The sequence below is a fragment of the Pseudomonas sp. C9 genome (assembly GCF_002000165.1).
Lineage (GTDB): Bacteria > Pseudomonadota > Gammaproteobacteria > Pseudomonadales > Pseudomonadaceae > Aquipseudomonas.
The window spans coordinates 4612819-4638224 of the sequence record NZ_MPAK01000001.1; the positions used below are offsets into that span (position 1 = coordinate 4612819).

The window sequence follows — 25406 nt, forward strand, 5'->3', positions numbered from 1 at the left end:
GGGAGGTCGTTCGCTTTTTTGTAAAAAGGGCGGGGTGATTACTGGCCCGTGAAGTTCGGTGTGCGCTTTTCCTGAAAGGCCTGAATGCCTTCGTCGCGGTCGCGGGTGCCGGCCAGCACGGTGAAGGCATGGCGCTCGAAACGCAGGCCGCTGGCCAGGTCGGTGTCCATGGCCTTGAGCAGCGCTTCCTTGGCCAGGCGCACCGCCAGCGGTGCTTTGCCGGCAATGTTGCGGGCGATCTGCAAGGCGCGTTCGACGGTGAATTCCGGCTGGGTCACTTCGCTGACCAGGCCGGCGCGTTGCGCCTGGCGGGCGTCGATCGGCTCGCCGGTCAGGACCATTTGCATGGCCATGGATTTGCCGACGGCCCGCAGCAGGCGTTGGGTGCCGCCGGCGCCCGGCATGATCCCGAGGTTGATTTCCGGTTGGCCGAAACGCGCGTCTTCCCCGGCAATGATGATGTCGGCGTGCATCGCCAATTCACAGCCACCGCCGAGGGCGAAGCCGTTGACGGCGGCGATCAGCGGTTTGTTGAAGCGGGTAATGGTTTGCCACGACGCCTGGCGCGGGTCGTCGAGGATGCCGACCAGATTGCGCTCGGCCATTTCCTTGATATCGGCGCCGGCCGCGAAGGCTTTGCGGCTGCCGGTCAGGACCACGGCGCGGGTGTTGGCGTCGGCTTGCGCGGCGTTCAGTTCATCGGCCAGCTCACCGAGCAATTCGGTGGTCAGGGCGTTCAGCGCTTGCGGGCGCTGCAACGTAATCAGGCGAACGCCCGGTTCGATGATCTCGACAACAAGGGTTAGAGGCATGGCGGATGCCCTCACGGTGCACGCTCGGCTGTACTGCCGGCTCATTATTGGATCGGCGCGGTGGGCCGGTTTTGCCTGAGTATACCTACAACGTGATACGCAATAACAACATAAAAGTTCATTTAATGTGTCTTATTGATGAGCGGTCGGTTTCTTTCAGTCCGCGTCTCAGGGAGCCTTGTGAACGAGTAATCACCGGTTTTTCTGGCTTTAATGCCCGGTTTACAGCGCGTGAGGTGCGGTTATTCGGCGCCTTGACTAAGTGATACGGATTTTTGTCTTTGTGCTGTTAAAAGTGATGTGATACAAAATGAGCCTCTATCGGCATCGCTTTGCGAAGATGCCTGGCACTGCGCTTGAAGGAATGTCCAATGACCTGCTACAGCCTCGATGGCTTGACCCCGGTGGTTGATCCCACCGCTTACGTTCATCCGTCCGCCGTGCTGATCGGCGATGTGATCGTCGGTGCCCATTGCTACGTCGGGCCGCTGGCGAGTTTGCGCGGGGATTTCGGCCGGATCGTGCTGGAGGAGGGTGCCAATGTGCAGGACACCTGCGTGATGCATGGTTTCCCCGAGAGCGACACGGTGGTCGAGCGCAATGGCCACATCGGGCATGGCGCGGTGCTGCACGGTTGCCGCATCGGCGCCGATGCGCTGGTGGGCATGAACGCCGTGGTGATGGACAACGCACGGATCGGCCCGCGCTCATTCGTGTCGGCGGCGGCGTTCGTCAAGGCCGGGTTCGAATGCCCCGACCAGTCACTGGTGATGGGCGCACCGGCCAGCGTCAAGCGCGGCCTCAGTGACGAAGAAGTGGCGTGGAAGCAGGCGGGCACCCGCGAATATCAACAACTGGCCAAGCGTTGCCTTGAGCGGATGCAAGTTTGCGAGCCACTGACCGAGCCGGAAGCGGATCGACCGAGCATCAATGACAGCGGCTTTCGCCCAAAAGGCAATACCCTGTGAATGCCTCTGTAGCCGCTGCCGAAGGCTGCGTCCGGCTGCGAAGCAGTCGCCATCGGGTCGATACGATCTTCCTGAAACACCGCATGTTCAGGCTTTACGATTGCTTCGCAGCCGGACGCAGCCTTCGGCAGCTGCTACACGGGTACGTGTGAGTCATATGAAACCGGTATATTCCTTTTCTTTTTTCAGCCCGGTACGCCCATGTCGTCCCTGACACCCTTGAACCAATTGATCACCCGCTTCCAGGAGCAGACGCCAATCCGCGCCAGCTCGCTGATCATTACCTTGTACGGCGACGCCATCGAACCCCATGGCGGAACGGTCTGGCTGGGCAGCCTGATTCAATTGCTCGAGCCCATCGGCATCAACGAGCGGCTGATCCGCACGTCGATTTTCCGCCTGACCAAAGAAGGCTGGCTGACCGCCGAGAAAGTCGGGCGCCGCAGCTATTACAGCCTCACCGGCACCGGTCGCCGGCGATTCGACAAGGCGTTCAAACGCGTCTACAGCTCCACTGTTCCTGCGTGGGACGGTTCCTGGTGCCTGGTGATGCTCACGCAACTGACTCAGGACAAGCGCAAACAGGTGCGCGAAGAACTGGAGTGGCAAGGTTTTGGTGCGATTTCGCCGGCGGTGCTGGCGTGTCCGCGCAGTGACCGCAACGATCTCAACGCCACGTTGCTCGACCTCGGCGTTCAGGAAGAGACCATCGTCTTCGAAACCACCGTGCAGGACGTCCTGGCCTCCAAGGCCTTGCGTTTGCAGGTGCGCGAAAGCTGGAACATCGAAGAGCTGGCGACCCATTACAGCGAGTTCATTCAACTGTTCCGACCGCTCTGGCAAGCGCTTCGCGAGCAAGAGAACCTGCAACCGAGTGACTGCTTCCTGGCACGCGTCCTGCTTATTCATGAATACCGCAAGCTGCTGTTGCGCGACCCGCAACTGCCGGACGAGTTACTGCCCGGCGATTGGGAAGGTCGGGCCGCTCGCCAGTTGTGCCGCAACATTTACCGGCTGATCTACGCCAAAGCCGAAGAATGGTTGAACAGTGCACTGGAAACCGCCGATGGTCCGTTGCCGGACGTGGGCGAAAGTTTCTATCGACGGTTTGGCGGGCTGAAGTAGCCCGTCATTGTGGTGGGAGTGTGTTGGTTAGGGAGGACCTGTGGATTGGCGTAGATAATAAAAATAAGCCTGCGTGAGGCCCGACATGATTTCTGCAAATGCACAGCGCCGTGATGGATTTGATCAGTGGATCCATCAGATCAACCAGATCTGCGGCGCCTTCAATGCGCAAACCCTGGGCGATGAGTTCTCCGGCCAGATTCGCGAATACCAAAGCGGCGCGCTGAAACTCAGTTTTGTCGACGCCTGCCAGGCGCGGTTGTACCGCACACCTGCCGAAGTCGCGGTGGGCGAGGGCGGTAAATACTTTGCGGTGTTCCAGCTCGACGGTACGGCAGGCATGGCTCAGGGCGACGACAAGGTGTTGCTCTGCGCGGGCGACATCACCCTGATCGACGCCTCGCGCCCCAGCGACTTCACCTACAGTGAAAACTCGCGGCAGTTGTCGCTGATTTTGCCTGCGCCGTTGATTGAGCAATCCTTGCGCTTCAACCAGATCAAGTGCGGTCACCGGATCGCCGCAACGTCACCGATGGCGATGCTCTCTCACCACCTGATTCTCGATGCCTCGCGCCAGAGCAGCCTCAGCCTGCCCGAAAGTGAGGCGACGCTGGAGGCGATTGTCAGTCTGCTGCGCCCGGCCATCAGCCAAGCCGAAGACAGCAACGATTTGCACGAGCGCTTCTTTCGCAAGACGCTGGAATGCATCGACGCGAACATTCGCTCCGAAGAGCTGTGTCCGGAATGGCTGGCGCGGGAAGTTGGCATGTCGGTTCGAGGGTTGTACCGGATCTTTGCCAAGAAGGGCCTGGTGGTCGCGAAATACATCAAGAATCGTCGGCTGGACTTGTGCGCCCAATCCCTGCGCCAATCGCGCACCGAACAGAAACTGTCCGTGCTGGGTTACTCCTGGGGTTTCTCCGATTCGAGTCACTTCTCCACGGCATTCAAATCGCGGTTTGGCATTTCCCCCGGTGAGTACCGAAAAAACCGCGCCTGAGATCTGCCTGAATCAACGCATACCCCTGTGGGAGCGGGCTTGCTCGCGAAGGCGATAAGTGTGTGTTCAAGGTTTGAGCATCTGGCTGAACGCCTCCAGCTCGCTTTTCTCCAGATCGGATACCAGCACAAACCGCATGTGATTCGCTTGCCAGGACACCACGTTAAAACCACGAATGGACTGACTCTGTAGTGGCTGGTCCGCCTCCGGCGTGGGCAGGATAAACACGTTGATAATGTGTTTGGCCCGTCCATAACTCAGGGCCGCCGTGGTCTGGTGCTGCAAGTAATCCAGCCGTCCGCCCAACAGCACAAACCCTTGTGCCGAGTAATCGACGACCGGTGGCGAGAAGTCGAGTTTGCCGGTGAACCAAGGCTTCACGGTGTGACGGTCGGACGACACCACATCATTCAAATGCTCACCCATCAACGAGCGGACATGACTGGAGACAGCTTCGTCCATCAACGGCTGCTCGCTGGCCGGCGTAGCCACATAAAACACCACCGCCAGGCCCAACGCTGCCGCAGAAAAGGCCGGTGCGAACCATGTTCGCCAGCGCTCGACAATGTTTGGGCGCGGGGCAGCAGCGGCGAACACACTGGCGGTCAACGATGCCGGGGCCGTGTAATACGGCGCCTGGCGTTTCACGCCGAGCATCAGCAGCCTCGCCTGATCGTGCAAGCGCGCGCATTCGGCGCACTCGGCCAAATGCCCGGCTACCGTTGCCGTCGTCGGCGGGTCAAGTTCCTTGTCCAGATAGCCGTGCATCAACGTCTGGCAAACCGTGCAGTCGAGTTCATTCATGATCGTGCAACTTCAGTAGTTCGAGCTTGAGCATGGCGCGCGCCCGAGCCAGTCTCGACATGACGGTGCCGATGGGAATATCGACCACCAGGGCGATGTCCTTGTAGGGCAGGTCTTCGAGTTCTTTCAGAACAATCACCTCACGAAATGCCGGCGGCAGGGCGCACAGGGCTTGCTGGATCAGCGCCGCATTTTCCGTATGAATGGCCAGCAGTTCCGGGGTTTGGCCATGACCCAGCGCGGCGTCCTCTTCGGACAATTCATCGCCGATCGCGACCCAATGGCGCCCGGCCGACGCCTTGAGCCAGGTGTAGCTTTCGTTGCGCACGATGGTCAGGAACCACGCCTTGGCGTTGCCATCGGCGAAGCGGTGTAAAAAGCGGAAGGCGCGCAGGGCACTTTCCTGGACGACATCGCGCGCGGCGCTGTCGTTGCCGGTGAGCCAGCGCGCGAGGTTGTAGGCCGCGTCCAGGTGGGGCGCAAACAGTTCCTCAAATCGCTTCATAGTGGTTCCCGCACTGTCCCACCTCTATAACCGCGCTACTCCGCATTTTATTCCCGAAAAAAACAACTTTTCCAACACACAACTCATTTCCCTGTAGCCGCTGTCGAGGCACGAGGCTGCGTTGGGCTGCGTAGCGGCCCCCGAAGGGCGGTCCTGCGGACACGCAACGCAGCCTCGTGCCTCGACAGCGGCTACAGACGTTCAATGTAGTGGAATAAAACGCCGTCCTGATGGGTTGTACCTTGTGTCAGCACCATCACTGTAGTTCGCCAGCGAGGGAAAACCGATGGACATTCAATCAAGACACCCGCTTCGCACCGACGGCCCGCTCAACCCCGACCGCCGGACACTGCTGAAATGCTCGGCGTGGGCCGGAGCGGGGGTCATCTGGGCCTTGAGCGGCGGCATTCCCCGGGCCTTTGCCCTAGATGCGACGGGCAACGTTTCCGACCCCAAGGCACTGGCCAGCACCTTCCACTTCGTGCAGATCAGCGACTCGCACATCGGCTTCAACAAGGAGGCCAACCCGGAACCGGTGAAGACCTTGCAGGTGGCGATCGACAAGGTCATCGCGCTGCCAAAACCACCGTCGCTGATTCTGCATACCGGCGATATCACCCACCTGTCCAAACCCGAGGAATTTGACACGGCCGCGCAACTGCTCAAGGGCCTGCCGTCCACCGTGCACTACGTTCCGGGGGAGCATGACACCCTCGACGAGGGCGGCGGCAAGCTCTACCTGGAGCGTTACGGCAAGGGCACCAAAGGCAATGGCTGGTACAGCTTCGACGACCACGGCGTGCATTTTATTGCGCTGGTGAATGTCTTCAATTTCCAGGCGGGCCGTGAAGCGACCCTCGGCGCCGATCAACTGGCCTGGCTGGCCGATGATTTGCGCGCCGTGACCAGCAGCACGCCCATTGTGGTGTTTACCCATATCCCGTTGTGGACGGTTTATCAGCCGTGGGGCTGGGGCACCGAGGATGGCGATCAGGCGATTGCCATGCTGCGCAAGTACGGTTCGGTGACGGTGTTGAACGGGCATATCCACCAGGTCATCCAGAAAGTCGAAGGCAATATCACCTTCCACACCGCCCGTGGCACCGCTTATCCACAACCCGCACCGGGTGCGGCACCGACACCTGGGCCGATGACGGTGGCGGCTGATCAGCTGCGCAATTACCTGGGGATCACCGATGTGCGAGCGACGCAGGGTGATCATCCGCTGGCGCTGATCGATTCGACACTGGTTTAGGGGGAGGATACTCGGATGAAAAAGCGACTGTTGGCTGCGGCCTGCCTGATGCTGTCGATGCCGGTGTGGGCTCAGGAGGTGAAAATCGATATCAAGGAGTTCATGTTCGGGCCCAAGGATTTGAACGTGGCCGTGGGCACCAAAGTGACGTGGGTGAACGACGACCAGATTCCGCACACGGTGGCGGAAACCCACAAGGTGTTTCGCTCAGGGGCGCTGGACACCAATGACAGCTTTTCCTGGGTGTTCAATACGCCGGGAGAGTTTGAATATTTTTGTGCGCTGCATCCGCAGATGATTGGGAAGATTGTGGTTAGCCAGTGATGCTGCAAATACCTTGAACAACCCCGGACCCCTGTGGGAGCGAGCTTGCTCGCGATAGCGGTGTGTCAGATTACGTAGATGTTGACTGACACTCAGCCATCGCGAGCAAGCTCGCTCCCACAAGTTCTATGTGTGTAGTTACTGCGGGGCGTTGAGGTTCAACGTTGGCGTCTCGTCAAAGAAGTTCCACGGCTTCAACAGCACGTGAACCCACTCGGTCGGCATGATCGGCCATTCCTCGGCCCGCGCAATGTGCGTGGTGCCGGTGGTCAGCCAGACCACATCGTCCGAGTTTTCGATGGACTGGTTATCCGCGGTGAACTGCCCGAGCCCGGAGTCTTTATCCGAACGGTTCGGGTATTTGCCTTCCGGGTACTTCTCCTGCGGATCGTAGCGCGTCACCCACAGTTGTTTGTCCATGAAGCTGAGGCGGTGATAGAGCCATTCGTCCTTGCCGAAGTTGGCGCCCTTGGCCACCGGGTGCGTGCCGCCGGCATACGGAATCAACTGATAGGAAACCGGATTGCCGACTTTGTTTTCCTTGCTGAAGTTGGTCATCAGGCGAACGGTCGAAGGGTCGAATTTCTGTGCAGCTTGCTGTTCGTTGCTGACCACGTTGTGCTCGGTCTGCATCGTGCTGGTGCGCGGGCCGCCACGGTCGTTGGGCAGTACCACCGGGTTCACTTCAACCAGCGAGTTGCTTTCGCCATCCACGTCCATGTCCAGGCGGAAGTTATAGATGTGCTGGTGCGTGGTGCCGACGATGTTGTGGTCCAGCAGGGTGCCGTAGCGCGTGTCTTCCTTGGCCGTGGCTTCGTGCATGGTCTTGGACTGCACGCCCTTGACCGCTTCGATCCCGGTGGCGCCGGCATCGATGCCGATGGTGCCGTTTTGCTGGAAGACCCAATCGACGATGTAGTCGTAGTTGCCCACGGTGCTGATCCAGCGCACCACCAGTTCACGCCGCTCGGTGCTGAGGTTGGGCTGGCCCATTTCCTGGTGTTTGTATTCCGGGCCGGCGTAGCGTTCGAACACCGCTATGGCGCGGGGAATCGACTGCGGCGCGCCGGTGTAGTCGGCGATTGTGGCGTCGAGCAGCACGGCGTTTTGCGGGGCGTCTTTGCCGCGGGCAATCGGCGAAGTCAGGGTACCCATGCCGTATTCGCCTGAGTCCAGGTAAGCCTTGAAGTACCAGCCGGCGTCGGGGTCGCCGTAAGGCACGATCATCCCGCCCAGCGAGCCTTCGTACATGATTTTGCGTTTCTTGCCCTTATCGTCGTACGTGACGGTGGACAGGATCGGGCCGACCCGCGAATCGAGGCGAACATGGAAGTCCCAGTTCTGCCAGTGAATGCTGTTGCCGGTGATGGTGTAGTTTTTCCCTTCCGGCTCGATGATTTCCAGCGGCTTGACCTGCACACCCTTGCGGCCACGGCCGTCGTACGGCGTCGGCTTCATCGGTACAGGAATCAGTGCCTCGTCTTCGATCTTGATCAGCTTCTTTTGCTCAAGGTCGACAATCGCCACCAGGCCCTCGATCGGGTGTGCCCAGTAGTTGCCGTCATCGGTGTTGAGGTAGCTGACGATTTTCAGCAGGCGTTTGTCCTGCGTCAGCCCGTCCTTGCCATCGAAGTAACCGACCGTCAGCGGCGTGGCGACGACCTTCTTCACATCATTGATGCCACGCTTGGCCAAGGCTTGCGCGTACTCGGGGCTGTTCTCGACGGCCGACTGCACGGTGGCGAAATCGTCCAGCAGGACCATGCCGTGGGCACCTTCGATCGGCTTCCAGGACTTGAGCGCCTTGGCGTCGAGATCGACCAACGCTTCAATCACGTGCTTGCCGTCCAGCACCACGATGTTGGCCTGGCGCGGTTGCGTGACATTCTGGCCAGTGAAGACGAAGTTCCAGACCTGATCCTTGGGCGGCTCATTGACGGAGACTTCGGTGAAACGAAAACCGGGTTGGTAATGCTCGGACTGCTTGACGATGTCCACCGCTGCCTTGATTTCGTCCGCGCTCAACGGGTTGAGCGGGTTAGGGCGGGTTTCGACGACAAAGGTTTTATCCAGGCCGGACTGGAACACCTGATTGATGAAGTCCTTCGACATGTACGCGGTGTCGTGTTTGAACACCACCGGGACCGACAGCTCCATGCGCTTGCCGTTGAGCATGGCGACTTTGCTGTCCGGTTTGACCTTGAGGTAGACACCGTCCTTGGCAATCACGAACAGGTTGGCGTAACTGTCCCATTTGACCGTGGCGCCAAACTCTTCAAGCGTCGATTGCAGCGGCACCATCTCGGCAGCCCCGCCGTGGGCCTGTGCGCTAGACATCAAACCCGGCAAGCCGAAGGTACTCAGGGAAATGGCCAGCGCGAGCCGGGCCAATGGTTTTCTTTTTAACGAGACAATAGAGGTGAACATTTCTGAGTTCCTTGGTAAACCGGTGTCAGCACAGCACACTTTGCTACAGCCAGTGGATGGCTTCTTGTGAATTCCTGCCAGATTTCTGTTTCTGCGTGCCTAAATGAGCGGTTGACCAAGGTTAATCCACAAACAACAACGTGGCGTCGGCCAGCTTCCAGTTGGCCTGATCTGTCGCATAATGAATATGCGTGTCTTGGCTTCCAACGTTAACGTAATCAAGTGGGTCGAACATTGATCGAACGACGGCAATTCAGCGGCGGCATGAAAGGCAAAAATCTCCGCTACCTCAATGAGCATTCCAACGCGCCGGTGCAACTGACGCGAACCGGTTTTTTGCTGCTCGAACACTTTTCGCTGCCGGCGTTCACGCAAGCGCTGGACACGATTGTCACGTCCAACCTGCTACGCCCCGGATTGTTCTCGTCCCGCACGTTTGGCTTGAATGACGGGGAGGTGGTCAGCGATCTGGGGTTGGTCATTCGACCCGATGCCCGATTCAATGCGGGGGCGCTTCAACAGCTGGATCTGCTGGTCATTTGTGGCGGCTACCGGACTGAACTGAAGGCAAGCGATGAACTGATCAGCGTGCTCAAGGCTGCGGCAGAGCAGGGCATCACCCTGGCCGGGCTGTGGAACGGCGCGTGGTTTCTGGGCAGCGCCGGCCTGCTGGACGGCTACCGTTGCGCCATTCATCCAGAGCATCGGCCCGCGCTGGCGGAGGTTTCCAAGGCTGCTCATGTCACCAGCGAGCCCTTTGTGATTGACCGGGACCGACTCACGGCGTCCAGCCCTGCGGGGGCTTTCCATATGGCGCTGGACTGGATCAAGGGGCTGCACGATAAAGCGCTGGTCGAGGGTATCGAGGACATTCTGGCTTTCGAAGAATCTCGCTACCGGCGCATCAAACCGGCGGAAAACATCTGCGTGAGCGCGCCGTTGCGTGAGGTGGTCAAGCTGATGGACGCCAACCTCGAAGAACCTTTGGAGCTGGAACAACTGGCGGTCTACGCCGGGCGTTCACGTCGCCAGCTCGAGCGCTTGTTCAAGGAGCAACTGGGCACCACGCCGCAGCGCTATTACATGGAGCTGCGCATCACCGAAGCGCGTCGACTGCTTCAGCACACGGAGTTGTCCCAGGTGGACGTGTTGGTGGCGTGCGGGTTTGTTTCGCCGAGCCATTTCAGCAAGTGCTACAGCTCGTATTTTGGCTACCGGCCGTCCAAGGAAACACGGCTCGTCAAATAAACAGCCATGCCCTCTCCCCGGCAGGAGAGGGCGGTTGTTCACCTTAAGTGTGATGAATCTCGCGGTCCTTGGTTTCCGGCAGGAAGAACGTGCCGAGTACGGCCGTCATCACCGCGATCACGATCGGATACCACAGCCCGTAATAGATATCCCCCGTGGCCGCGACCATGGCGAAGGCCACCGTGGGCAGAAAACCGCCGAACCAGCCGTTGCCGATGTGATACGGCAGCGACATCGAGGTGTAGCGGATGCGCGCCGGGAACAGTTCCACCAGCCAGGCGGCAATCGGGCCGTAGACCATGGTCACGTAGATCACCAGGATGGTCAGCAGCAGCAACACCATCGGGTAGTTGGTCTTCGCCGGGTCAGCCTTTTCAGGGTAACCGGCGTCCTTGAGGGCGGTGCCGAGGGTGGCGACAAAGGCATCGTTCCTGGCCTTGAAGTCGGCGGCCGGCAGGCTGGTGCCCTCGAAGCTCGGCAACACCTTGTCGCCGATGCGGACCTGCGCGACGGTACCCGGTTCGGCCTTCTCGTTTTTGTAGGGGATGGCTTTCTTCGCCAGCACGCTCTTGGCGAGGTCGCAGGAACTGGTGAATCTGGCCTTGCCCACCGGGTCGAACTGGAACGAGCACTGGCCGGGATCGGCGATCACCGTCACCGGGTTCTTTTCCTGCGCGGCGAACACGTCGGGGTTACCGTATTGGGTCAACGCATGGAAGATCGGGAAGTAGGTCACTGCCGCGAGGATGCAGCCGGCCATGATGATGCCTTTGCGGCCGATGCGGTCGGACAGGCTGCCGAATATGACGAAGAACGGCGTGCCGATCAGCAGCGAGCCGGCGATCAACAGGTTGGCGGTTTGTGGGTCGATCTTGAGCATCTGCAATAGAAAAAACAGTGCATAGAACTGCCCGGTGTACCAGACCACCGCCTGGCCGGCCGTACCGCCGAGCAAGGCCATGATGACGATTTTCAGGTTGCCCCAGCGGGCGAAGGATTCGGTCAGCGGTGCCTTGGAGGCTTTGCCTTCCGCCTTCATTTTCTTGAACACCGGCGACTCGCTCAGTTGCAGGCGGATGTACACCGAGACGATCAGCAGCAGGATCGAGAGCAGGAATGGAATCCGCCAGCCCCAGGCCTCGAACGCTTCGGTGCCGAGCAGGGTGCGGCAGGCGAGAATCACCAGCAGCGAAAGAAACAGGCCCAGGGTCGCCGTGGTCTGGATCCACGACGTAAAGTAACCGCGCTTGCCGGGCGGCGCATGTTCAGCCACGTACGTCGCGGCGCCGCCGTACTCACCGCCCAGGGCCAGGCCTTGCAGCAGGCGCAGGCTGATCAGGATGACCGGCGCTGCCACGCCGATGGTGGCGTAGCCCGGTAGAAAACCGACGATGGCGGTGGAAATACCCATGATGACAATGGTGATCAGGAAGGTGTGCTTACGTCCGATCATGTCACCCAGCCGACCGAACACGATGGCGCCGAAAGGCCTTACGGCGAAGCCTGCGGCGAACGCGAGCAGTGCGAAGATGAAGGCCGTGGTCTCATTGACCCCCGCGAAGAAGTGCTTGGCGATGATGGCGGCGAGGGAGCCGTAAAGGTAGAAGTCGTACCATTCGAAAACGGTGCCCAGGGAAGAGGCAAAAATGACCTTGCGCTCCTCCTTGGTGATCCCGCGTTTGGGCGTGCTGCCCGTGGTTGTGCTGTCGATTACGGCCATGAGTGTTCTCCGTCTTGCTCTTGTTATAGGCCGGAGTACCTCACACCATTTACCGCACCCAGGCCCTGGGGCTGATGTCGTCGGATTGCAAATTGCACGAAGTCTGGATGCAGCTGACCGCCTCGGATAGGTGCCGGGTTAGTTGAAGCATAATCACCTTCGCGCAGATATCCACTCGCCATCACGCAGACTACAAATCAGTGCCCCAAAAAAACCGAAAACCTTCGTAATGCTCAAGCCAAAGCGAACCCTGTAGCAGCTGGCGAAGCCTGCGTTCGGCTGCGCAGCAGTCGTAAAATCAGACGATGCAGTGTTTCAGGAAGTCCGCGCGCTCAGGATTTACGACTGCTTCGCCCGAGCGCGGACCGGCCGACGCAAGCTTCGCCAGCTGCTACAGATCGTGGGTTCCTTAAAGGGCGGTGCTTACAGCAGCGAAATCGTGTAATTGACGATAAAGCGATTCTGGTCGACGTTGCGCCCGGCGTCCGTATTGGACTTGGCGTTACGCACGGTAAAGCCCAGGCCCTTGAGCGTGCCCGATTGCAGTACGTAGTCCAGGGTCATGTCGCGCTCCCACTCGGACTGGTCACTGGCGTTGCGGGCCTTGATGTCCGTGCCTTTGAGGTACGCCACAGAGGCTTTCAATCCTGGAATGCCCAGGGGCGCGAAGTCATAGGTGTACTGACCGAAATTAGTCTGCTCACCGGCGCGGGCAAAGTTCTGGATCATCTTGTCCGTGGGCAGGTAAACGCTGCCGCCACCGGCGCCCTTGTCCACCAGGCTGCCCTGGTTGGGCTGGACGAAGTTGCTGCCGTCGCTCACGCGTTGATGCCCCAAAGACACCGCATGACCCCCGTTCACATAGGTGATCATCGCGGACCAGGTGTTGTTGTCGATCTCACCGTTGTTGTTCTCGGTGAAACCGGACATGCCATAACCTTGCGCCCGGCCGGCGGCGGTGCTGTTGGCGCCGGTCGAGGTCGTGTTGAAGTAGCGCAGGTCGGTGGTGAGCGAGCTTTTGCTGTCAATCGGCAGGACGTGGACCAGCCCCAGGAAGTTCTGGTTGTAGAAGTCTTCCAGCTGCGCGAAGTAGTACTGGGCCTTCAAGTCTTTGGTGATGCTGTAGTCGCCACCGGCGTAGTAGAACGTGTTGCTGTCCTGAGTCGCGCCAGGCACTGACAAACCGGTACGGTCGGTGGAGGCTCGGCCGACCGCGTGTTCAATCACGCCACTGGTCAGGGTCAGGCCATCGATGTCGTTCGAGGTGACTTGGGCACCGGTGAATGACTGCGGCAATACCCGGGCATCGTTGGCAATGAGGATCGGCAACTTTGGCAGCAGGGTGCCGTAGCGAAATTCTGTTTTCGAAATGCGCATCTTCGCCGTCGGGCCGAAGCTGCTCCAGGCGTCAGCCGCACCGTCGCCGTCAGTCGGGATCATGCCGCTGCCGACATGCCGGCCTGCGCCACTGTCCAGCGTGATGCCCTGCAGCGCCTGCGCATCCAGCCCGAACCCGACCGCGCCTTGCGTAAACCCGGATTCATAGCGCAGCACCAAACCCTGGGCCGCTTCTTCGGTTTTCGAGGGGGCGGCGGTGCCGTCGCGGTAGTCGCTGTTGAAATACAAAGTGCGCATCGAGAGGGTGGCTTTACTGTCTTCCAGAAAGCCGTGCGCGGCGGTGTCTGCTGCCTGCGCGCACATGGAACTGGCGGCCAGCAAGAGGGCGGTGGGGACTGCTCGTTGGTACATACGGTGCTCCTGGTGAATTCTTATGATTGTTCTGGAGGTTCACCGCCAACCCGAAACCGGCGCGCAACAGGGCGCATCCGATGAGCGACCCTGAACATCAGGCCGTCGGGATGACGTGTTTTTTTGGTTCGACCGGAATACGGTTAAATCAGGCAGGAAAGTCCGAAGGACAGGGTCATGCGGTACTCCTCGAAAGGGTCACGTCGAATGGGTTGTGAAACTCTTAAAACATTTCGAGAGGTGATTTTCAAACGAGGCGAAAGTAATTTTCGTGGAGGGATAAGGCTTGTCGTACAGAGGCATGGGGCGTCGGTGTTTTTGAAACTCGGCCGGGCGGATTTTCATCCATCTGCGCCTGCTGGCGTTCAGTCAGATGGGGAGGCCAACTGAACAGGAACGTTGCAGGCGATCGAGTGGGCCTCGGCGTAATCGGAGACTGAAATCGGCAGACCTGGATTGCTTCGCAGCGCTGTCTTCAAGCGCTCCTGACCCATTTATAGAGTCGTTTCAGGTTGTCCAGATAGTTCCAGGCCAAGGTAGACCCAATGACAACGCCAGCCAGGCCAAACTTGAACACGGTTTGCTGCCAGTCATGGGACTCGTCGAGTACCAAATGGCCAAGCCAGTAAGCGTCCAACGAATGGTGTGTTCTGTAAGTAATCAAAAAGGCGATCAGGCAAAGCCCTAAAGACAAACAGAACAGAATGAATCCAAACCTGTTGACCGGTTTTTCAAGTTTTTTCAGGTTCATGCGCGGGACTTCCTTATCGAAAAGCCCAGCATTCAATCAATCTCGACCCGCAAAATCAATCCGTTGCGAGAACAATGGCATTCACACTCCTTGATGGTAGTGTTTGCGTGATTTTATGGATTGCTACTCAACTGATGGAGTTGTCGCGATGGCCGAAAAGATTCTGAAGTCCAAGCTGGTCAATTTTCTGGTGGCCGACGTCGAGGTGAATTACGCCAATGTCAGCGATGTGTACGCCGTCGCCGAGAGTGGTGATGTGGACGTGTTGGCCGGGGTGCTGGAAGCATTCAAGGAAGCATACGGTGGGTTGTGGGTGGGCGGGAAACTGGAGGTGACCCCAACCGTGGTTCGCTTGAACGCCAATGCCATGAACCGCCTCGTTCAGGATGGCACGCTGGATATTGAGCTTCCGCTGGCATGGGTCCGAAAAGTCAGCGTTGAAGGCGGGTTTGTGACGAAGATCGTCCGTCTGGACACCGATGCCGGCAGCGTCAAATTTCGCTGTTTTGGAGCGAAGGACGTCGCCTCGCTGATAGAGAAGCTGACGTTTCAGTGAATGACGAGCCAAACCGGGCAGTTGGAAAAAGCAGGGACGAGCCGTCTCGATGCTTGAAGGGGTTTTATCAACGACAAGGAGTCCGTTCATGAAGATGAACATGTTGGTTCCAGAGATGATCGTCTCTGACTTGCAACGAAGCCTGGCGTTTTACTGCCAGGTTCTGGGTTTCCAGGTTGAATACGAAAGGCCTGAAGACAAATTCACCTTTTTGTCTTTTCAAGGCAGCCAATTGATGCTGGAACAAGATGATCTGCAAGCATCTCCATGGCGCGTTGGCCCTCTAATGGCACCCTATGGCCGAGGAATGAATCTGTCGATTCAGTGTTCTGACTCCAAAGCGTTGGCTAGAGCCCTCGAAGAGGCCGGTATTGAATTGCGCAGACCCATTCAAGAGTGCTGGTACCGAGATAACGAGCGCCTGCACGGTGAGCTTAATTTCCTGGTACTTGATCCAGATGGCTATCTATTGCGGTTCACTCAAAGCTTGGGAATCAGGGCGGTCGAGCATCATGTAACAGCCTGAGAGCATGATGTCGCGTAGCGTGAGGGCTGAGGATTTTAATGTTCATTTCTGGTCGTTTTCTGCCTGTCGTGACGGGCAGCAAACAACCCGAAGCGGCCAGTGGAAAAACGACTACTAGCTCCTCCTTGAGCTGCAGTAGCGATGGTGCGGCCTCTTGGCTAGCCCCGAATTACTTTACGCGGACCGTCCCCCATGCAGAAACGCCCCGCGCGATTTGCCAGCGAGAGACAGGGACTACCGCGCCGCGCTCTTGACCTGTTGCATTTTTTGATCGAAAAGCACCCCATTCTTCAGCAATCAGCTTAGGCGTCTCCAGCGTGATGGTCAGCTTGTCGAGCGTGCCGGTAAAGCGGAACGGCGGCAGCTTGGCGTCTCGGATGGTCTTGCTGTTGTCTTTTCCGAAGTTGGCGAATGGTTTAAACAGCCGGTGGGCCACATCAGCTCGACATTGCGTTGTGATTTTTGTTCCAACCGCCGACTCAATTGAATGCGGTTGAGCCAGTCGTAGATGTAGATCTTCATCAGGATCGCGAGAGGGTAAGCAGGTCGGCCAGTATCTGCTGGAATGACCCTTTCAAAACCCGACGAAGACGTCGACTACGCGCACAGGATTGGTATCGCTGATGTACTAACACTCGAATAGATGTACTACGCTGCATCATAGGCTGCAATTCTAGATACAAGCAGCGAGGCAAGATTCGGTGCCCTCCAACACATTCGAGCCTTGAGGAAGGCAACGCCAGGTTTCTGTTTCCGTTGCCAACGATGGAGAGGGAGACGCGTTGCCGGAGGAGTTGAGGGTGAAACGGGGCTCGACGGAGCTCAATGGTGAACGACATGCTGAGGTAACAGCAAATGCTCTCGCCCGTCCGCCCGTCCCGCTTCGCGTGTACATCGCGATGGCTACCCACTGTTGCAATAAGCATGCTGGCTGTTCTTGCGCAGAAGACGGCGTACGCCCAGCCAGTCGTGATCGATGGCGGCGAGACGGTCACGGTGCCGAGCACCACCCAACCGAGCCCCTGGATCGTAGGGGAGCAACTCATCATCGGTTTCGCCGGCCAGGGCAACCTGATCATCCAAAACGGCGGAAACGTGGTGAGTAGGACTCCTGGCAGCACGCCGGCCGGAAGCCTGGGAGCATTGCTGGGCAGCGTGGGGTCGGCCACGGTTACTGGCGTGGATTCCGCTGGCGTCCGTTCCACTTGGGACAACCTCAATGGCGAATTCCAGGTCGGTCAGTCGGGCCATGGAACCCTGCTGATTTCCGATGGCGGCCTGGTGAGAATGTTTGCCATCTTCGGCACCCGCATCGGCACCAATACACGGGGTGTGGGTGAGGTGACGGTCACGGGCTCCGGGACCAGCATGCAAATGCCCGGTGAGATGGATGTGGGCTTCAGCGGTCAAGGCCACTTGACTATTAGTGCTGGTGCCACCGTCAACAACGACGGCGGCCGCATTGCGCGCAACCCGAATTCGATCGGTGATGTAGTGGTAACCGGTTCGGGCTCGACCTGGACCAACACCGATACCTTGACGGTCGGCATCGGCGGCGCCGGCAGCCTCACGTTGGCCGACGGCGGTCGGGCCATCGCACCGCGTGTAGCCATTGCACAGGACGCGGGCTCCAGTGGCGTGCTCACCATCGGCGCTGCCCAAGGTGCGTCCCCCGTCGCGCCGGGCACCTTGTCGACGATAGGGCCCGTGACCTTTGGTGCCGGCGCGGGGCGTATCGTGTTCAACCATACCGATACCAGCGGCGCCTATACTTTTGCTCCCCTGATTGCAGGTGCTGGCCAGGTCGTCGCCTTAAGCGGCACCACCGTGCTCAGCGCCAACAACTCTTACTCAGGCGGTACCACCCTTGGTGGCGGCGTGCTGCAGATCGCCAGTGATGCGAACCTTGGGGCTACTTCGGGAGCACTGTCCTTTGACTCAGGCGCCTTGAGCACCACAGCTGACATTTCGACCACCCGGCAAGCGAATCTCGGTGCGGGTGGAGGCACATTCGAGACGCAGTCCGGCACAACGTTGAACTATGGCGGCGTGATCTCCGGCAACGGCGCATTGACCAAGGCAGGTGACGGCACGCTTGTATTGAGTGAGGTCAACACCTATGGCGGGGGCACCACCATCAACGCCGGCACTGTCTCAGTCGACAGCGACAGCAATCTTGGGGCCCCAGGCGGGTCGTTGACCATTGGTAACGGCACACTCATCACCAAGCAGACGTTCGCGACAAATCGCCCAGTAACCCTGACCGCAAACGCCACACTCATACAAGCTGTCGATACCGGTTTCACCTTGAATGGTGTGATCAGTGGCTCCGGCTCTTTGGCCCTGGACGGTGATGGCGGTTCCGGCGGGCTTGTCACCCTGAATGCCGGCAACACCTACACGGGGGCGACAAACCTGAACCGCGGATTCCTGTTCATCAATGGCTCAATCGCAACCTCCAGTCAGTTGATAACCAACCCGGGAACCTTCCTCGGTGGCACGGGTACGCTGCCGCAAACCACTGTCGGCGGTATCGTTTCACCGGGACCGGCCCGCGACACAACCGGCACCCTCAATATTGCCGGGAGCCTGACCACCGCCCCCACGGCCAATTACATCGTGGACTTCAACCCCTCCGGCGCGCATGACCTGATTCACGCCACCGGCGTCGCTACGCTGAACAATGCCGACGCCACCACCTTACTCAACGGCTTTATCCCGGTGGTGAACCAGCGGTACGCGATCCTCACCGCTGACGGTGGCGTCAACGGCACGTTCAATTACCCGACCCGAGAGCTGCCGCTGTCGACCGTCAGCCTCACCTACGACCAGAACAATGCCTACTTCCTCGTCGCCCGCAATCAGGTACCTATTGGCGGCACACCCGAACACCCGATCATCATCCCGCCACCGGGGGGCACACCAGACCCCCCGATAGCGATCACCCCACCTCAAGAATCAACAGGGGGCGCCGTGGATGAGTTACCGCCGGACAACCCGATCCTCGGCGGGATCATCCTGTTGCCCACCGTGGGTGAAATCCGGGTTGCTCTCGATCAATTGTCGGGTCAGATCAACCCATCGCTCATGACCGTGATGCTGGAGGACAGCCACTTCGTGCGGGACGCGGTCTTTGACCGTCTCGACACGCCATTGGGGGCGCCGGTCACCCCCCACCATGCAGCGGACAATACGGTGCAACTGGCTTCGAACCTGACCGCATGGATACAAGGTGTCGGCGCACACCGCGAACAAGGTGACCTATCGGTTGACACCGGCGGGACGTTCCTGGGGTTTGACTCGCGCATCACTGATACGACAACACTGGGCGTTTTGTTCGGCTACACGCGGTCCAATGCAGACGCGCGCTACGGCTCGGCCGATGGCGACAATTACACCGTGGGCGCGTACGTCGGGACGCTGCTCGGGCCGTGGTCGCTCAAGGCCGGCACCAGCTACACATTCAACGAGATCGATACGCGCCGGACCGTGAACTTCGGCGATTTCAGTGACTCCCCTCACGCCGATTACTCAGCCAATACCACTCAGGTTTTCAGCGATGTCGGGTACAGATTGAACGCGGGGCCCATGGTGCTGGAGCCCTATGCCGACCTCGCATGGGTGAAGGTGAACGCCGATGGGTTTACCGAACACGGTGGGCCTGCCGCTCTCACAGTGGACGGCAGCGACAACGACGTGACGTACAGTACATTGGGAATACGGCCCAGCTACACATTTGTCGCCAACGAGATGCCCATGAGAGTGAAGGGCGGGTTGGGCTGGCGCCACACGTTCGGTGACCTCGAACCCTCCGACAAAAACGCATTCGCCCGGACCACAAATACATTCGCGATCCCCGGTTTACCGCTGGCCGAGGACGTGACGGTCGTCAATTTGGGGGTAGAAGCCGCCCTGACACCGAGTACCAACCTGAGCCTGATCTACAGTGGCCAGTTAGCCAGCGACGCGCATGAGAACGGTCTCGTGGGGTTGTTGCGGGTAACGTTCTAATTAGCCTCCCAAGTGTGCAGGTTGGCCGGCAGGTGGAGCGAGTGATCGACAACGGCTGATGAGCGCTCAACGTCTGGCCTCGTCACGTAGCGTTCATTGCGAGCCTCAATTACCACCACATGAAAATCTTCGACGGGCTGCTATTGGCCGATGGCGGTCTGTCACGAATGGCAGCTAATGGCTGTGACAGCCTCGGGCAAAGAGCTGCAAACAAACAGTCAGGACAGTGGCCATAAGTGTTGAATCGACCGGTTGAATCCACCCCCCATCGCTGCCACTGACCGGCGGTAAAACATCGTTCCGTCAAACTAACCCCACGGCGATATGAGCACTCTGATGTGCTCATATCGCCTGGCGGTGTCTCTCGTTACTTTTTCTGCAAATCGCCAGGTTTCCAGGCTTTATCGAAGAACGCCTTGGTCGGGCCGTACAAACGCAGGATGACGAAGAAGCCCTTGTCAGGCAGAGTCCGAATCCAGTTTTTTCCAGCCCCCGGTGACTCGGGGCCGAAGTGGACGTCGATCGAGCCGTCGGCGTTGGCCACTGGTTTGTCCATGGTGTTCAGCGATGGGAAGGGTTGCCCGTTATCCAGACCGGAGGCGGTCACCGAGTCATAGGCCGTGACCGACCAGAACAACGCCGCCGGAATGCCTTTTGGCAAGTTCAGCGTGTAAACGTTGCTGCCCGACAGGAATTCCCCTTTGGCATCGACGAACGTCGCCGGGTACTTGGCCCCGACGTTCTCCATGTTCACCGCCATGCCTGGGCTCGCCGAATAGGCGTTGGTGAAGAAGCCTGTGCGCGGGTCGATGTAGTTGAAAGTGTCGGCAGTAAAAGTGGCGTTGCCGGGGAATACATTCAGCCACTTGCGATCCGGATACCAGGTGCCACCGGTGACAATGGTCTGCGGGGTATAGGAAATGGCGTGGCCGATCTTGCTGGCGGTTTTCGCGGCCTTGTCGAGCAGCTCCCGCGTTGCCGAGTCAGGCTGGAACGGTTTGCCCTTGACGATGCCCAGGGCGGCGAGCATGCCGCGCATTTCCATGTCTTGCGGGTCGACGTATTCGTGGTCGATAAAGCGCGAGAGCATGTCGAATGCGCTGCCATCGGTAGGGTAGAGCATGTTGACCGGAGTTTTCGAAGCGTTCGGGAACACCATTGCCTTGGCCGTGGCTTCTTTACCCAGCGGATAGATGCGCGTCTGTTCCATGACCTTCACTGGCCCCTCAAGCTGCTTCGGATCCTTGAAGAACCCGCGCCAGAACACGAACACGCCATAGGTGCGCGAGCGGTAAGTCAGGTAACCGGGCGGCACTTCACCTTTGAAGTCCGGTGGCAATACCAGGTACTTGGCGCCCTTGCCCTTGTCCGGTCCGGGCAAGCCGACATCGCCGCACCACTGGCGACCTTCAATCGGGCCCTCGGAGCAAATCGGGCGCTGGAAAAAATCGTCGAGAATGCCCTGCAAGCCCGGCGGAACCTCGATCACCATCGGACCTTCCTGCTTCAGGTCGAGATAGCCCATGGCATAGATCACGTCGGAGTTCGGCGTGGTCACGAGTGTCCTGGCATTGAGTCGGTCTTTCCAGATCGGCAACACGTTGTAGCCCGCGCCGAAGGTTTTCTCCGAGCCTTCTTTCATGGCGTACATGTTCAGCGCGGGCAAGGCCCAGATGTAAGACTGCACGGCGCGCTGGAACAACAGCTCGTTTTTCAGTTGCGCCACACCGTCGAGTGTTGGATAGCCGCCGGCAAACGGCAGATCGGCCAGTTGCTCGTAGTGCGTGGCGGCCTGGGCGCTGATGCTGATTGCAATGCCCAGGGTCAAGGCAGTCAGGGTTTTACCTGAGGTACTCATGATTGACGTCCTGTTCTGATTAATCGGCTTTGACTACGGCTGGCGGAACCCACTGGCCATTCAGTGCGGCGGGCTCTGGCCAATAGGCACGGATATACAACGAGTAGTCCGCATCTTTGGGCGAAGGCAGCCAGTTGCTTTCCTTGTCCTTGCCCGGCGATTCGCTCTGCACATAAATCGTCAGCGAGCCGTCGGCGTTGGCTTGCAGGGATTTGTTCTTGGTGCCGATGGAATAACGCTTCAGGTCATTGGGCGCGAAAAAGTGTTGTTCGTTGTACAGCGTCAGCGACCAGAAGCCTTTGACCGGGGGCAGCTTGTCTTTGGCGAAGGTCACGCTGTAGCCGTTCTGACCATTGAGACGCGCGCCAGCCTGATCCAGATCCTGATAGAAGTATTTGGTCTCTTTCTGCTGGTTAACGAAAATGTTCGAGCGTGCCACGGCCGTGCGGGTGAAATAGTCGGTACCGAACGCCGCGCCGTTACTGATGGTGCTCCAGTGATCTGGCAATTGCAGGCCGTAGTTGCGGAACTGCAACAGCGGATCGATCACTTCGCTGTCGGCTTTTTTCGCCTCGTCGATCATCGCTGCCTTGAGCTGCGGATCTGCCTTGGCGATAGCACTCAGGGCGGCCATTTGCGCATAACGGGCTTCTTCACCCGGCAATGGCTTGGCATCTTTGAGAAGGGCAGGCAGTTCGTCGAAGAACTTCTCTGGCATCACCCACTTGGTTTCGGCGTTGCCTTGCGCTTGGGCGGGAAATTTCGGCAGCTTGGCCCAGTCACGTTTTTTGACCTTGCCGTCGTACTTGGACAACGGGTACATGTCGATCCCGGCCAGCGCCGGTTGCACTGTCTGACGGTCGGCGGCGGTGTCGTCCTGGAACACGCGGGGAATCACGAAACCGGTGTTGCTGCGCGCACGAAACACTTTGGTAATGCCGGCCGGGACCTTGCCATTCCAGTCCGGCCCGACCAGCAAGTAGAAGCCAGGTTGAGTGCCGTACATTTTGCCCAGCTCGGCGAAGCTGTCCGAGCGCAGATCAACCACCTGATACACCCAAAACCGACTGCCGAAATCCGGCACTTGCAGCACCACGGGCTCAAGGTCCAGGGCAATGCTGCCGGCGCCGTACACGACGTCTTGATTGGGACACGCCACCAGCCGCTCGGCGGGGTCGATGTAGTCGCTCAGCAGCGACAGCTGATTGATCGGTGCCACTGGCACAATGCCGCCCATCAAACCCGGCTCGGGAAGGTCTTTGAAGGCCTGGCGACGGTTGAAGATATTGGCCATCGGCCAACCCCAGAAGTACGCCTCACGCGCCATCATGCGCACGTACGGCTCAGTCACCTTGGTGCCGGCTACAGGCCCGGCGATGGTGGCCTCGGCGGCGTAGCTCTGAGTGGCCAACAAAGCTGCAGTGGAGAGTGTCGTGATGAACGTCAGTGCAAAGAGGGCGTGGCGATAGGGGGGGCGATTCATAAAGCATCCTTACTTGATGGCGATCACCTGATGGCGGTGAGTCGCTGACAAGATAGCTCATCTTTACCGAGTCATGATTTGGGTCTGTTTACATGCCTGCTATTGGCTGGATTCAACCGGCACCTCAATAGCTGAATGCTCGCTATGTCGCGATTTGTCATAGCGCTGGCGCGATTTTAAAAGTCCATTGCGGACGTAGCGAGCGACAGTGGCCTGCGAATGCCGTTACTCCGGCGTCATCATCAACGCGAGCGTTATCTTGATGAACTCTTCATTCTTGTCGAGGAACGAGGTGTCCCCGCCGGGTGAATTCTGTCACTCAAGAAGTGCCTTCATGGCGCGTCCTGTGTTTCTTTACTACGTTAGTTCAAGTCGCTCTAACGCATAGTCCTTGCCTGCCAAGGTAAGTTCAAAAATGGTCGCGCCGAACGTACCCCGTGTCACTTTTTGCTTAACAAGACGTTTGACCTGGAGTTGCTTAAGCCCTTCTTCAACTTCCAACTTGCTGAGTGACACAAGTTTGCAAACCGAGTCTAAGTTTGCAATTTTTCTGAAGTTTGCATGATAGGCCAACGCTTCCATCAACAGTGTCTGGTTCTCTGTCAGCTGTGGAAACTGAGGGTTGTTCGCTTTGTAAATTTTTCGCTCTATCTCATGTAGCTCGCCGCAAGCTCCGTCAGTGGTGCGGTAGTAGTAAATTGCTATAGCCAGAGTGCTGATCAGCGCCGCGATAAACATCAGCAGCGACCAGTTCGGCATGGGCGTTTCTAACAGAAGCCAGCTCCACGCACGTAGCAGCCAGTCCTTGGTAACGGCCAGCAACGTCAGCTCGAAGTAAGTGTCGAGCAGCTTTGTGGCAGCCCAAGCGACAAGGACGCCTCCAGCCGAGCCGGCCATAACCTTGAAAGTGAGCAGGGAATGCTTGCCTTCTGCTGCCATGCTGCTCGTCTCTAGTGAAGGAAAAAGATGCTATCAGCATAGCAGTGGAAAAGTGGCACTCCGGCATTGGCCTTTGCATTTGCATTTGCATTTGCATTGGGAAATTATCCTGGGCGCGAATTTCGACCAGGTACTCTCCGGGTGGCACGCCAGCCCCCCCAATAGTCGGGGTGCCACCACAACCCCCCATAGCGATCACCCCGCCACAAGAATCAACAGGGGGCGCCGTGGATGAGTTACCGCCAGACAACCCGATCCTCGGCGGGATCATCCTGTTGCCCACCGTGGGTGAAATCCGGGTTGCTCTCGATCAATTGTCCGGTCAGGTCTACCCATCGAACATGACCGTGATGCTGGAGGACAGCCACTTCGAGCGAGACGCGATCTTCGACCGACTCGACATGCCATTGGGGGCGCCGGTCACCCCCCACCATGCTGCGGACAATACGGTGCAACTGGCTTCGAACCTGACCGCATGGATACAAGGTGTCGGCGCACACCGCGAACAAGGTGACCTATCGGTTGATACCGGCGGGACGTTTCTGGGGATCGACTCGCGCATCACCGACACCACCACACTGGGCGTTTTGTTCGGCTACACACGGTCCAATGTGGACGCGCGCTACAGTTCGGCCGATGGCGATAATTACACCGTTGGCGCGTACGTCGGTACGCTGCTCGGGCCGTGGTCGCTCAAGGCGGGCACCAGCTACACGTTCAACGAAATCGATACGCGCCGGACCGTGAACTTCGGCGATTTCAGTGACTCCCCTCACGCCGACTACTCGGCCAATACCGGCCAGGTCTTCAGCGATGTCGGATACAGGTTCAATGTGGGGCCGATGATACTCGAGCCCTATGCCGACCTCGCGTGGGTGAAGGTGAGCGCCGATGGGTTCACCGAACACGGTGGGCCTGCTGCACTCTCCGTGGACAGCAGCGACAACGATGTGACGTACAGCACATTGGGAATACGGCCCAGCTACGCCTTCCTCGCCAATAACGTGCCCATGAGGGTGAAAGGCGGGTTGGGCTGGCGCCATACATTTGGCGATCTCGAACCTGTCGACACACAATCGTTCGCCCGCTCAGCAAACACATTCTCGATACCCGGCGTACCGTTGGCCGAGGACGTGACCATCGTGAATCTGGGGATGGAAGCGGCGCTGACCCCGAGTACCAACCTGAGTCTGATCTACAACGGCCAATTAGCCAGCGACGCTCATGAGAACGGCCTTGTGGGGTTGTTACGGGTAACGTTCTAATACCCTTCCATCTATGCAGGTTTGCCGGCAAACGGAGCGTACGATCGATAGCGGCTGATAAGCACTCGTCGTTTGGCATT

The 25406-nt window shown here is 58.7% G+C and carries 20 protein-coding genes and 1 pseudogene; 10 read left to right on the forward strand and 11 right to left on the reverse strand.

From position 1 onward, the window contains the following. Positions 1-38 precede the first annotated feature (38 nt). Complete coding sequence (gene paaF / locus BMS17_RS21590) at positions 39-812, reverse strand: 2,3-dehydroadipyl-CoA hydratase PaaF (protein WP_046032674.1); 774 nt, start codon at positions 810-812, stop codon at positions 39-41. 371 nt (positions 813-1183) lie between these two features. Here paaF and paaY point away from each other — a divergent pair, with 371 nt between their 5' ends. From paaY to feaR, 3 genes are all read left to right on the forward strand, one after another. Beyond that, the gene (gene paaY, locus BMS17_RS21595) at positions 1184-1780 is read left to right on the forward strand and encodes a phenylacetic acid degradation protein PaaY (protein ID WP_077431708.1); all 597 of its coding nucleotides are present in this window, start codon (positions 1184-1186) and stop codon (positions 1778-1780) included. A gap of 201 nt (positions 1781-1981) precedes the next feature. Beyond that, positions 1982-2905 (forward strand): phenylacetic acid degradation operon negative regulatory protein PaaX, encoded by a 924-nt coding sequence (paaX, locus tag BMS17_RS21600; RefSeq protein WP_077431709.1) that lies wholly within the window; start codon positions 1982-1984, stop codon positions 2903-2905. A gap of 85 nt (positions 2906-2990) precedes the next feature. Continuing rightward, positions 2991-3905, forward strand: a complete 915-nt coding sequence (feaR, locus tag BMS17_RS21605; protein WP_046032677.1) for a transcriptional regulator FeaR — start codon at positions 2991-2993, stop codon at positions 3903-3905. Between the two features lie 66 nt (positions 3906-3971). Here feaR and BMS17_RS21610 read toward each other — a convergent pair whose 3' ends face one another. Then, the gene (locus BMS17_RS21610; RefSeq protein ID WP_077431710.1) at positions 3972-4709 is read right to left on the reverse strand and encodes an anti-sigma factor; all 738 of its coding nucleotides are present in this window, start codon (positions 4707-4709) and stop codon (positions 3972-3974) included. Further along, the gene (locus BMS17_RS21615) at positions 4702-5214 is read right to left on the reverse strand and encodes a sigma-70 family RNA polymerase sigma factor (protein WP_046032679.1); all 513 of its coding nucleotides are present in this window, start codon (positions 5212-5214) and stop codon (positions 4702-4704) included. The genes BMS17_RS21610 and BMS17_RS21615 overlap by 8 nt, the downstream gene beginning before the upstream one ends. A 286-nt stretch (positions 5215-5500) precedes the next feature. Here BMS17_RS21615 and BMS17_RS21620 point away from each other — a divergent pair, with 286 nt between their 5' ends. Then, positions 5501-6469 (forward strand): metallophosphoesterase, encoded by a 969-nt coding sequence (locus BMS17_RS21620; protein ID WP_077431711.1) that lies wholly within the window; start codon positions 5501-5503, stop codon positions 6467-6469. A gap of 15 nt (positions 6470-6484) precedes the next feature. Next, positions 6485-6793: a cupredoxin family copper-binding protein gene (locus tag BMS17_RS21625; RefSeq protein WP_046032681.1), complete on the forward strand. Its 309-nt coding sequence runs from the start codon at positions 6485-6487 to the stop codon at positions 6791-6793. Positions 6794-6931: 138 nt separating this feature from the next. On the opposite strand, the gene tynA is transcribed toward BMS17_RS21625, so the two are convergent. Next, positions 6932-9220 carry a primary-amine oxidase gene (gene tynA, locus BMS17_RS21630; RefSeq protein ID WP_077431712.1) on the reverse strand — a complete coding sequence of 763 codons (2289 nt, stop codon included), beginning with the start codon at positions 9218-9220 and terminating at the stop codon, positions 6932-6934. A 264-nt stretch (positions 9221-9484) separates the two neighbouring features. Between tynA and BMS17_RS21635 the strand changes: the two genes are divergently transcribed. Further along, positions 9485-10468 carry a GlxA family transcriptional regulator gene (locus BMS17_RS21635; RefSeq protein ID WP_077432205.1) on the forward strand — a complete coding sequence of 328 codons (984 nt, stop codon included), beginning with the start codon at positions 9485-9487 and terminating at the stop codon, positions 10466-10468. A 43-nt stretch (positions 10469-10511) separates the two neighbouring features. Here BMS17_RS21635 and BMS17_RS21640 read toward each other — a convergent pair whose 3' ends face one another. The 3 genes from BMS17_RS21640 to BMS17_RS21650 form a co-directional block, all read right to left on the reverse strand. Beyond that, positions 10512-12188, reverse strand: a complete 1677-nt coding sequence (locus BMS17_RS21640) for an MFS transporter (protein ID WP_046032683.1) — start codon at positions 12186-12188, stop codon at positions 10512-10514. 423 nt (positions 12189-12611) lie between these two features. Further along, complete coding sequence (locus tag BMS17_RS21645) at positions 12612-13937, reverse strand: OprD family porin (RefSeq protein ID WP_077431713.1); 1326 nt, start codon at positions 13935-13937, stop codon at positions 12612-12614. 475 nt (positions 13938-14412) lie between these two features. Then, the gene (locus BMS17_RS21650) at positions 14413-14688 is read right to left on the reverse strand and encodes a hypothetical protein (protein ID WP_077431714.1); all 276 of its coding nucleotides are present in this window, start codon (positions 14686-14688) and stop codon (positions 14413-14415) included. A 148-nt stretch (positions 14689-14836) separates the two neighbouring features. On the opposite strand from BMS17_RS21650, the gene BMS17_RS21655 reads away from it, so the two are divergent. Both BMS17_RS21655 and BMS17_RS21660 read left to right on the forward strand, forming a co-directional pair. Then, a complete protein-coding gene (locus BMS17_RS21655) occupies positions 14837-15244 on the forward strand; it encodes a hypothetical protein (RefSeq protein WP_046032686.1) in 408 nt (135 codons plus the stop codon). Positions 15245-15332: 88 nt separating this feature from the next. Next, positions 15333-15770 carry a VOC family protein gene (locus BMS17_RS21660; RefSeq protein WP_046032687.1) on the forward strand — a complete coding sequence of 146 codons (438 nt, stop codon included), beginning with the start codon at positions 15333-15335 and terminating at the stop codon, positions 15768-15770. A 373-nt stretch (positions 15771-16143) separates the two neighbouring features. Here BMS17_RS21660 and BMS17_RS30035 read toward each other — a convergent pair. Beyond that, positions 16144-16398: pseudogene (locus BMS17_RS30035) on the reverse strand (transposase); the annotation flags it as partial. Positions 16399-16868: 470 nt separating this feature from the next. On the opposite strand from BMS17_RS30035, the gene BMS17_RS21670 reads away from it, so the two are divergent. After that, positions 16869-19781: an autotransporter domain-containing protein gene (locus tag BMS17_RS21670; protein ID WP_175648984.1), complete on the forward strand. Its 2913-nt coding sequence runs from the start codon at positions 16869-16871 to the stop codon at positions 19779-19781. 367 nt (positions 19782-20148) lie between these two features. Here the strand turns inward: BMS17_RS21670 and BMS17_RS21675 are convergent, their stop codons facing one another. The 3 genes from BMS17_RS21675 to BMS17_RS21685 form a co-directional block, all read right to left on the reverse strand. After that, positions 20149-21639, reverse strand: coding sequence for a DUF1254 domain-containing protein (locus tag BMS17_RS21675; RefSeq protein ID WP_077431717.1), 1491 nt, complete (start codon positions 21637-21639; stop codon positions 20149-20151). A gap of 19 nt (positions 21640-21658) precedes the next feature. After that, positions 21659-23122, reverse strand: a complete 1464-nt coding sequence (locus BMS17_RS21680; protein WP_077431718.1) for a DUF1254 domain-containing protein — start codon at positions 23120-23122, stop codon at positions 21659-21661. Between the two features lie 357 nt (positions 23123-23479). Further along, positions 23480-24061, reverse strand: coding sequence for a hypothetical protein (locus BMS17_RS21685; protein ID WP_046032691.1), 582 nt, complete (start codon positions 24059-24061; stop codon positions 23480-23482). A gap of 227 nt (positions 24062-24288) precedes the next feature. Here BMS17_RS21685 and BMS17_RS21690 point away from each other — a divergent pair, with 227 nt between their 5' ends. Continuing rightward, a complete protein-coding gene (locus BMS17_RS21690) occupies positions 24289-25326 on the forward strand; it encodes an autotransporter domain-containing protein (protein ID WP_175648985.1) in 1038 nt (345 codons plus the stop codon). Positions 25327-25406 lie beyond the last annotated feature (80 nt).

Excerpts from the sequence above, each read along its gene's own strand:
- paaF (WP_046032674.1), bottom strand. The coding sequence starts at position 812 with ATGCCTCTAACCCTTGTTGTCGAGATCATCGAACCGGGCGTTCGCCTG.
- paaY (WP_077431708.1), top strand. The coding sequence starts at position 1,184 with ATGACCTGCTACAGCCTCGATGGCTTGACCCCGGTGGTTGATCCCACC.
- paaX (WP_077431709.1), top strand. The coding sequence starts at position 1,982 with ATGTCGTCCCTGACACCCTTGAACCAATTGATCACCCGCTTCCAGGAG.
- feaR (WP_046032677.1), top strand. The coding sequence starts at position 2,991 with ATGATTTCTGCAAATGCACAGCGCCGTGATGGATTTGATCAGTGGATC.
- BMS17_RS21610 (WP_077431710.1), bottom strand. The coding sequence starts at position 4,709 with ATGAATGAACTCGACTGCACGGTTTGCCAGACGTTGATGCACGGCTAT.
- BMS17_RS21615 (WP_046032679.1), bottom strand. The coding sequence starts at position 5,214 with ATGAAGCGATTTGAGGAACTGTTTGCGCCCCACCTGGACGCGGCCTAC.
- BMS17_RS21620 (WP_077431711.1), top strand. The coding sequence starts at position 5,501 with ATGGACATTCAATCAAGACACCCGCTTCGCACCGACGGCCCGCTCAAC.
- BMS17_RS21625 (WP_046032681.1), top strand. The coding sequence starts at position 6,485 with ATGAAAAAGCGACTGTTGGCTGCGGCCTGCCTGATGCTGTCGATGCCG.
- tynA (WP_077431712.1), bottom strand. The coding sequence starts at position 9,220 with ATGTTCACCTCTATTGTCTCGTTAAAAAGAAAACCATTGGCCCGGCTC.
- BMS17_RS21635 (WP_077432205.1), top strand. The coding sequence starts at position 9,485 with ATGAAAGGCAAAAATCTCCGCTACCTCAATGAGCATTCCAACGCGCCG.
- BMS17_RS21640 (WP_046032683.1), bottom strand. The coding sequence starts at position 12,188 with ATGGCCGTAATCGACAGCACAACCACGGGCAGCACGCCCAAACGCGGG.
- BMS17_RS21645 (WP_077431713.1), bottom strand. The coding sequence starts at position 13,937 with ATGTACCAACGAGCAGTCCCCACCGCCCTCTTGCTGGCCGCCAGTTCC.
- BMS17_RS21650 (WP_077431714.1), bottom strand. The coding sequence starts at position 14,688 with ATGAACCTGAAAAAACTTGAAAAACCGGTCAACAGGTTTGGATTCATT.
- BMS17_RS21655 (WP_046032686.1), top strand. The coding sequence starts at position 14,837 with ATGGCCGAAAAGATTCTGAAGTCCAAGCTGGTCAATTTTCTGGTGGCC.
- BMS17_RS21660 (WP_046032687.1), top strand. The coding sequence starts at position 15,333 with ATGAAGATGAACATGTTGGTTCCAGAGATGATCGTCTCTGACTTGCAA.
- BMS17_RS21675 (WP_077431717.1), bottom strand. The coding sequence starts at position 21,639 with ATGAGTACCTCAGGTAAAACCCTGACTGCCTTGACCCTGGGCATTGCA.
- BMS17_RS21680 (WP_077431718.1), bottom strand. The coding sequence starts at position 23,122 with ATGAATCGCCCCCCCTATCGCCACGCCCTCTTTGCACTGACGTTCATC.
- BMS17_RS21685 (WP_046032691.1), bottom strand. The coding sequence starts at position 24,061 with ATGGCAGCAGAAGGCAAGCATTCCCTGCTCACTTTCAAGGTTATGGCC.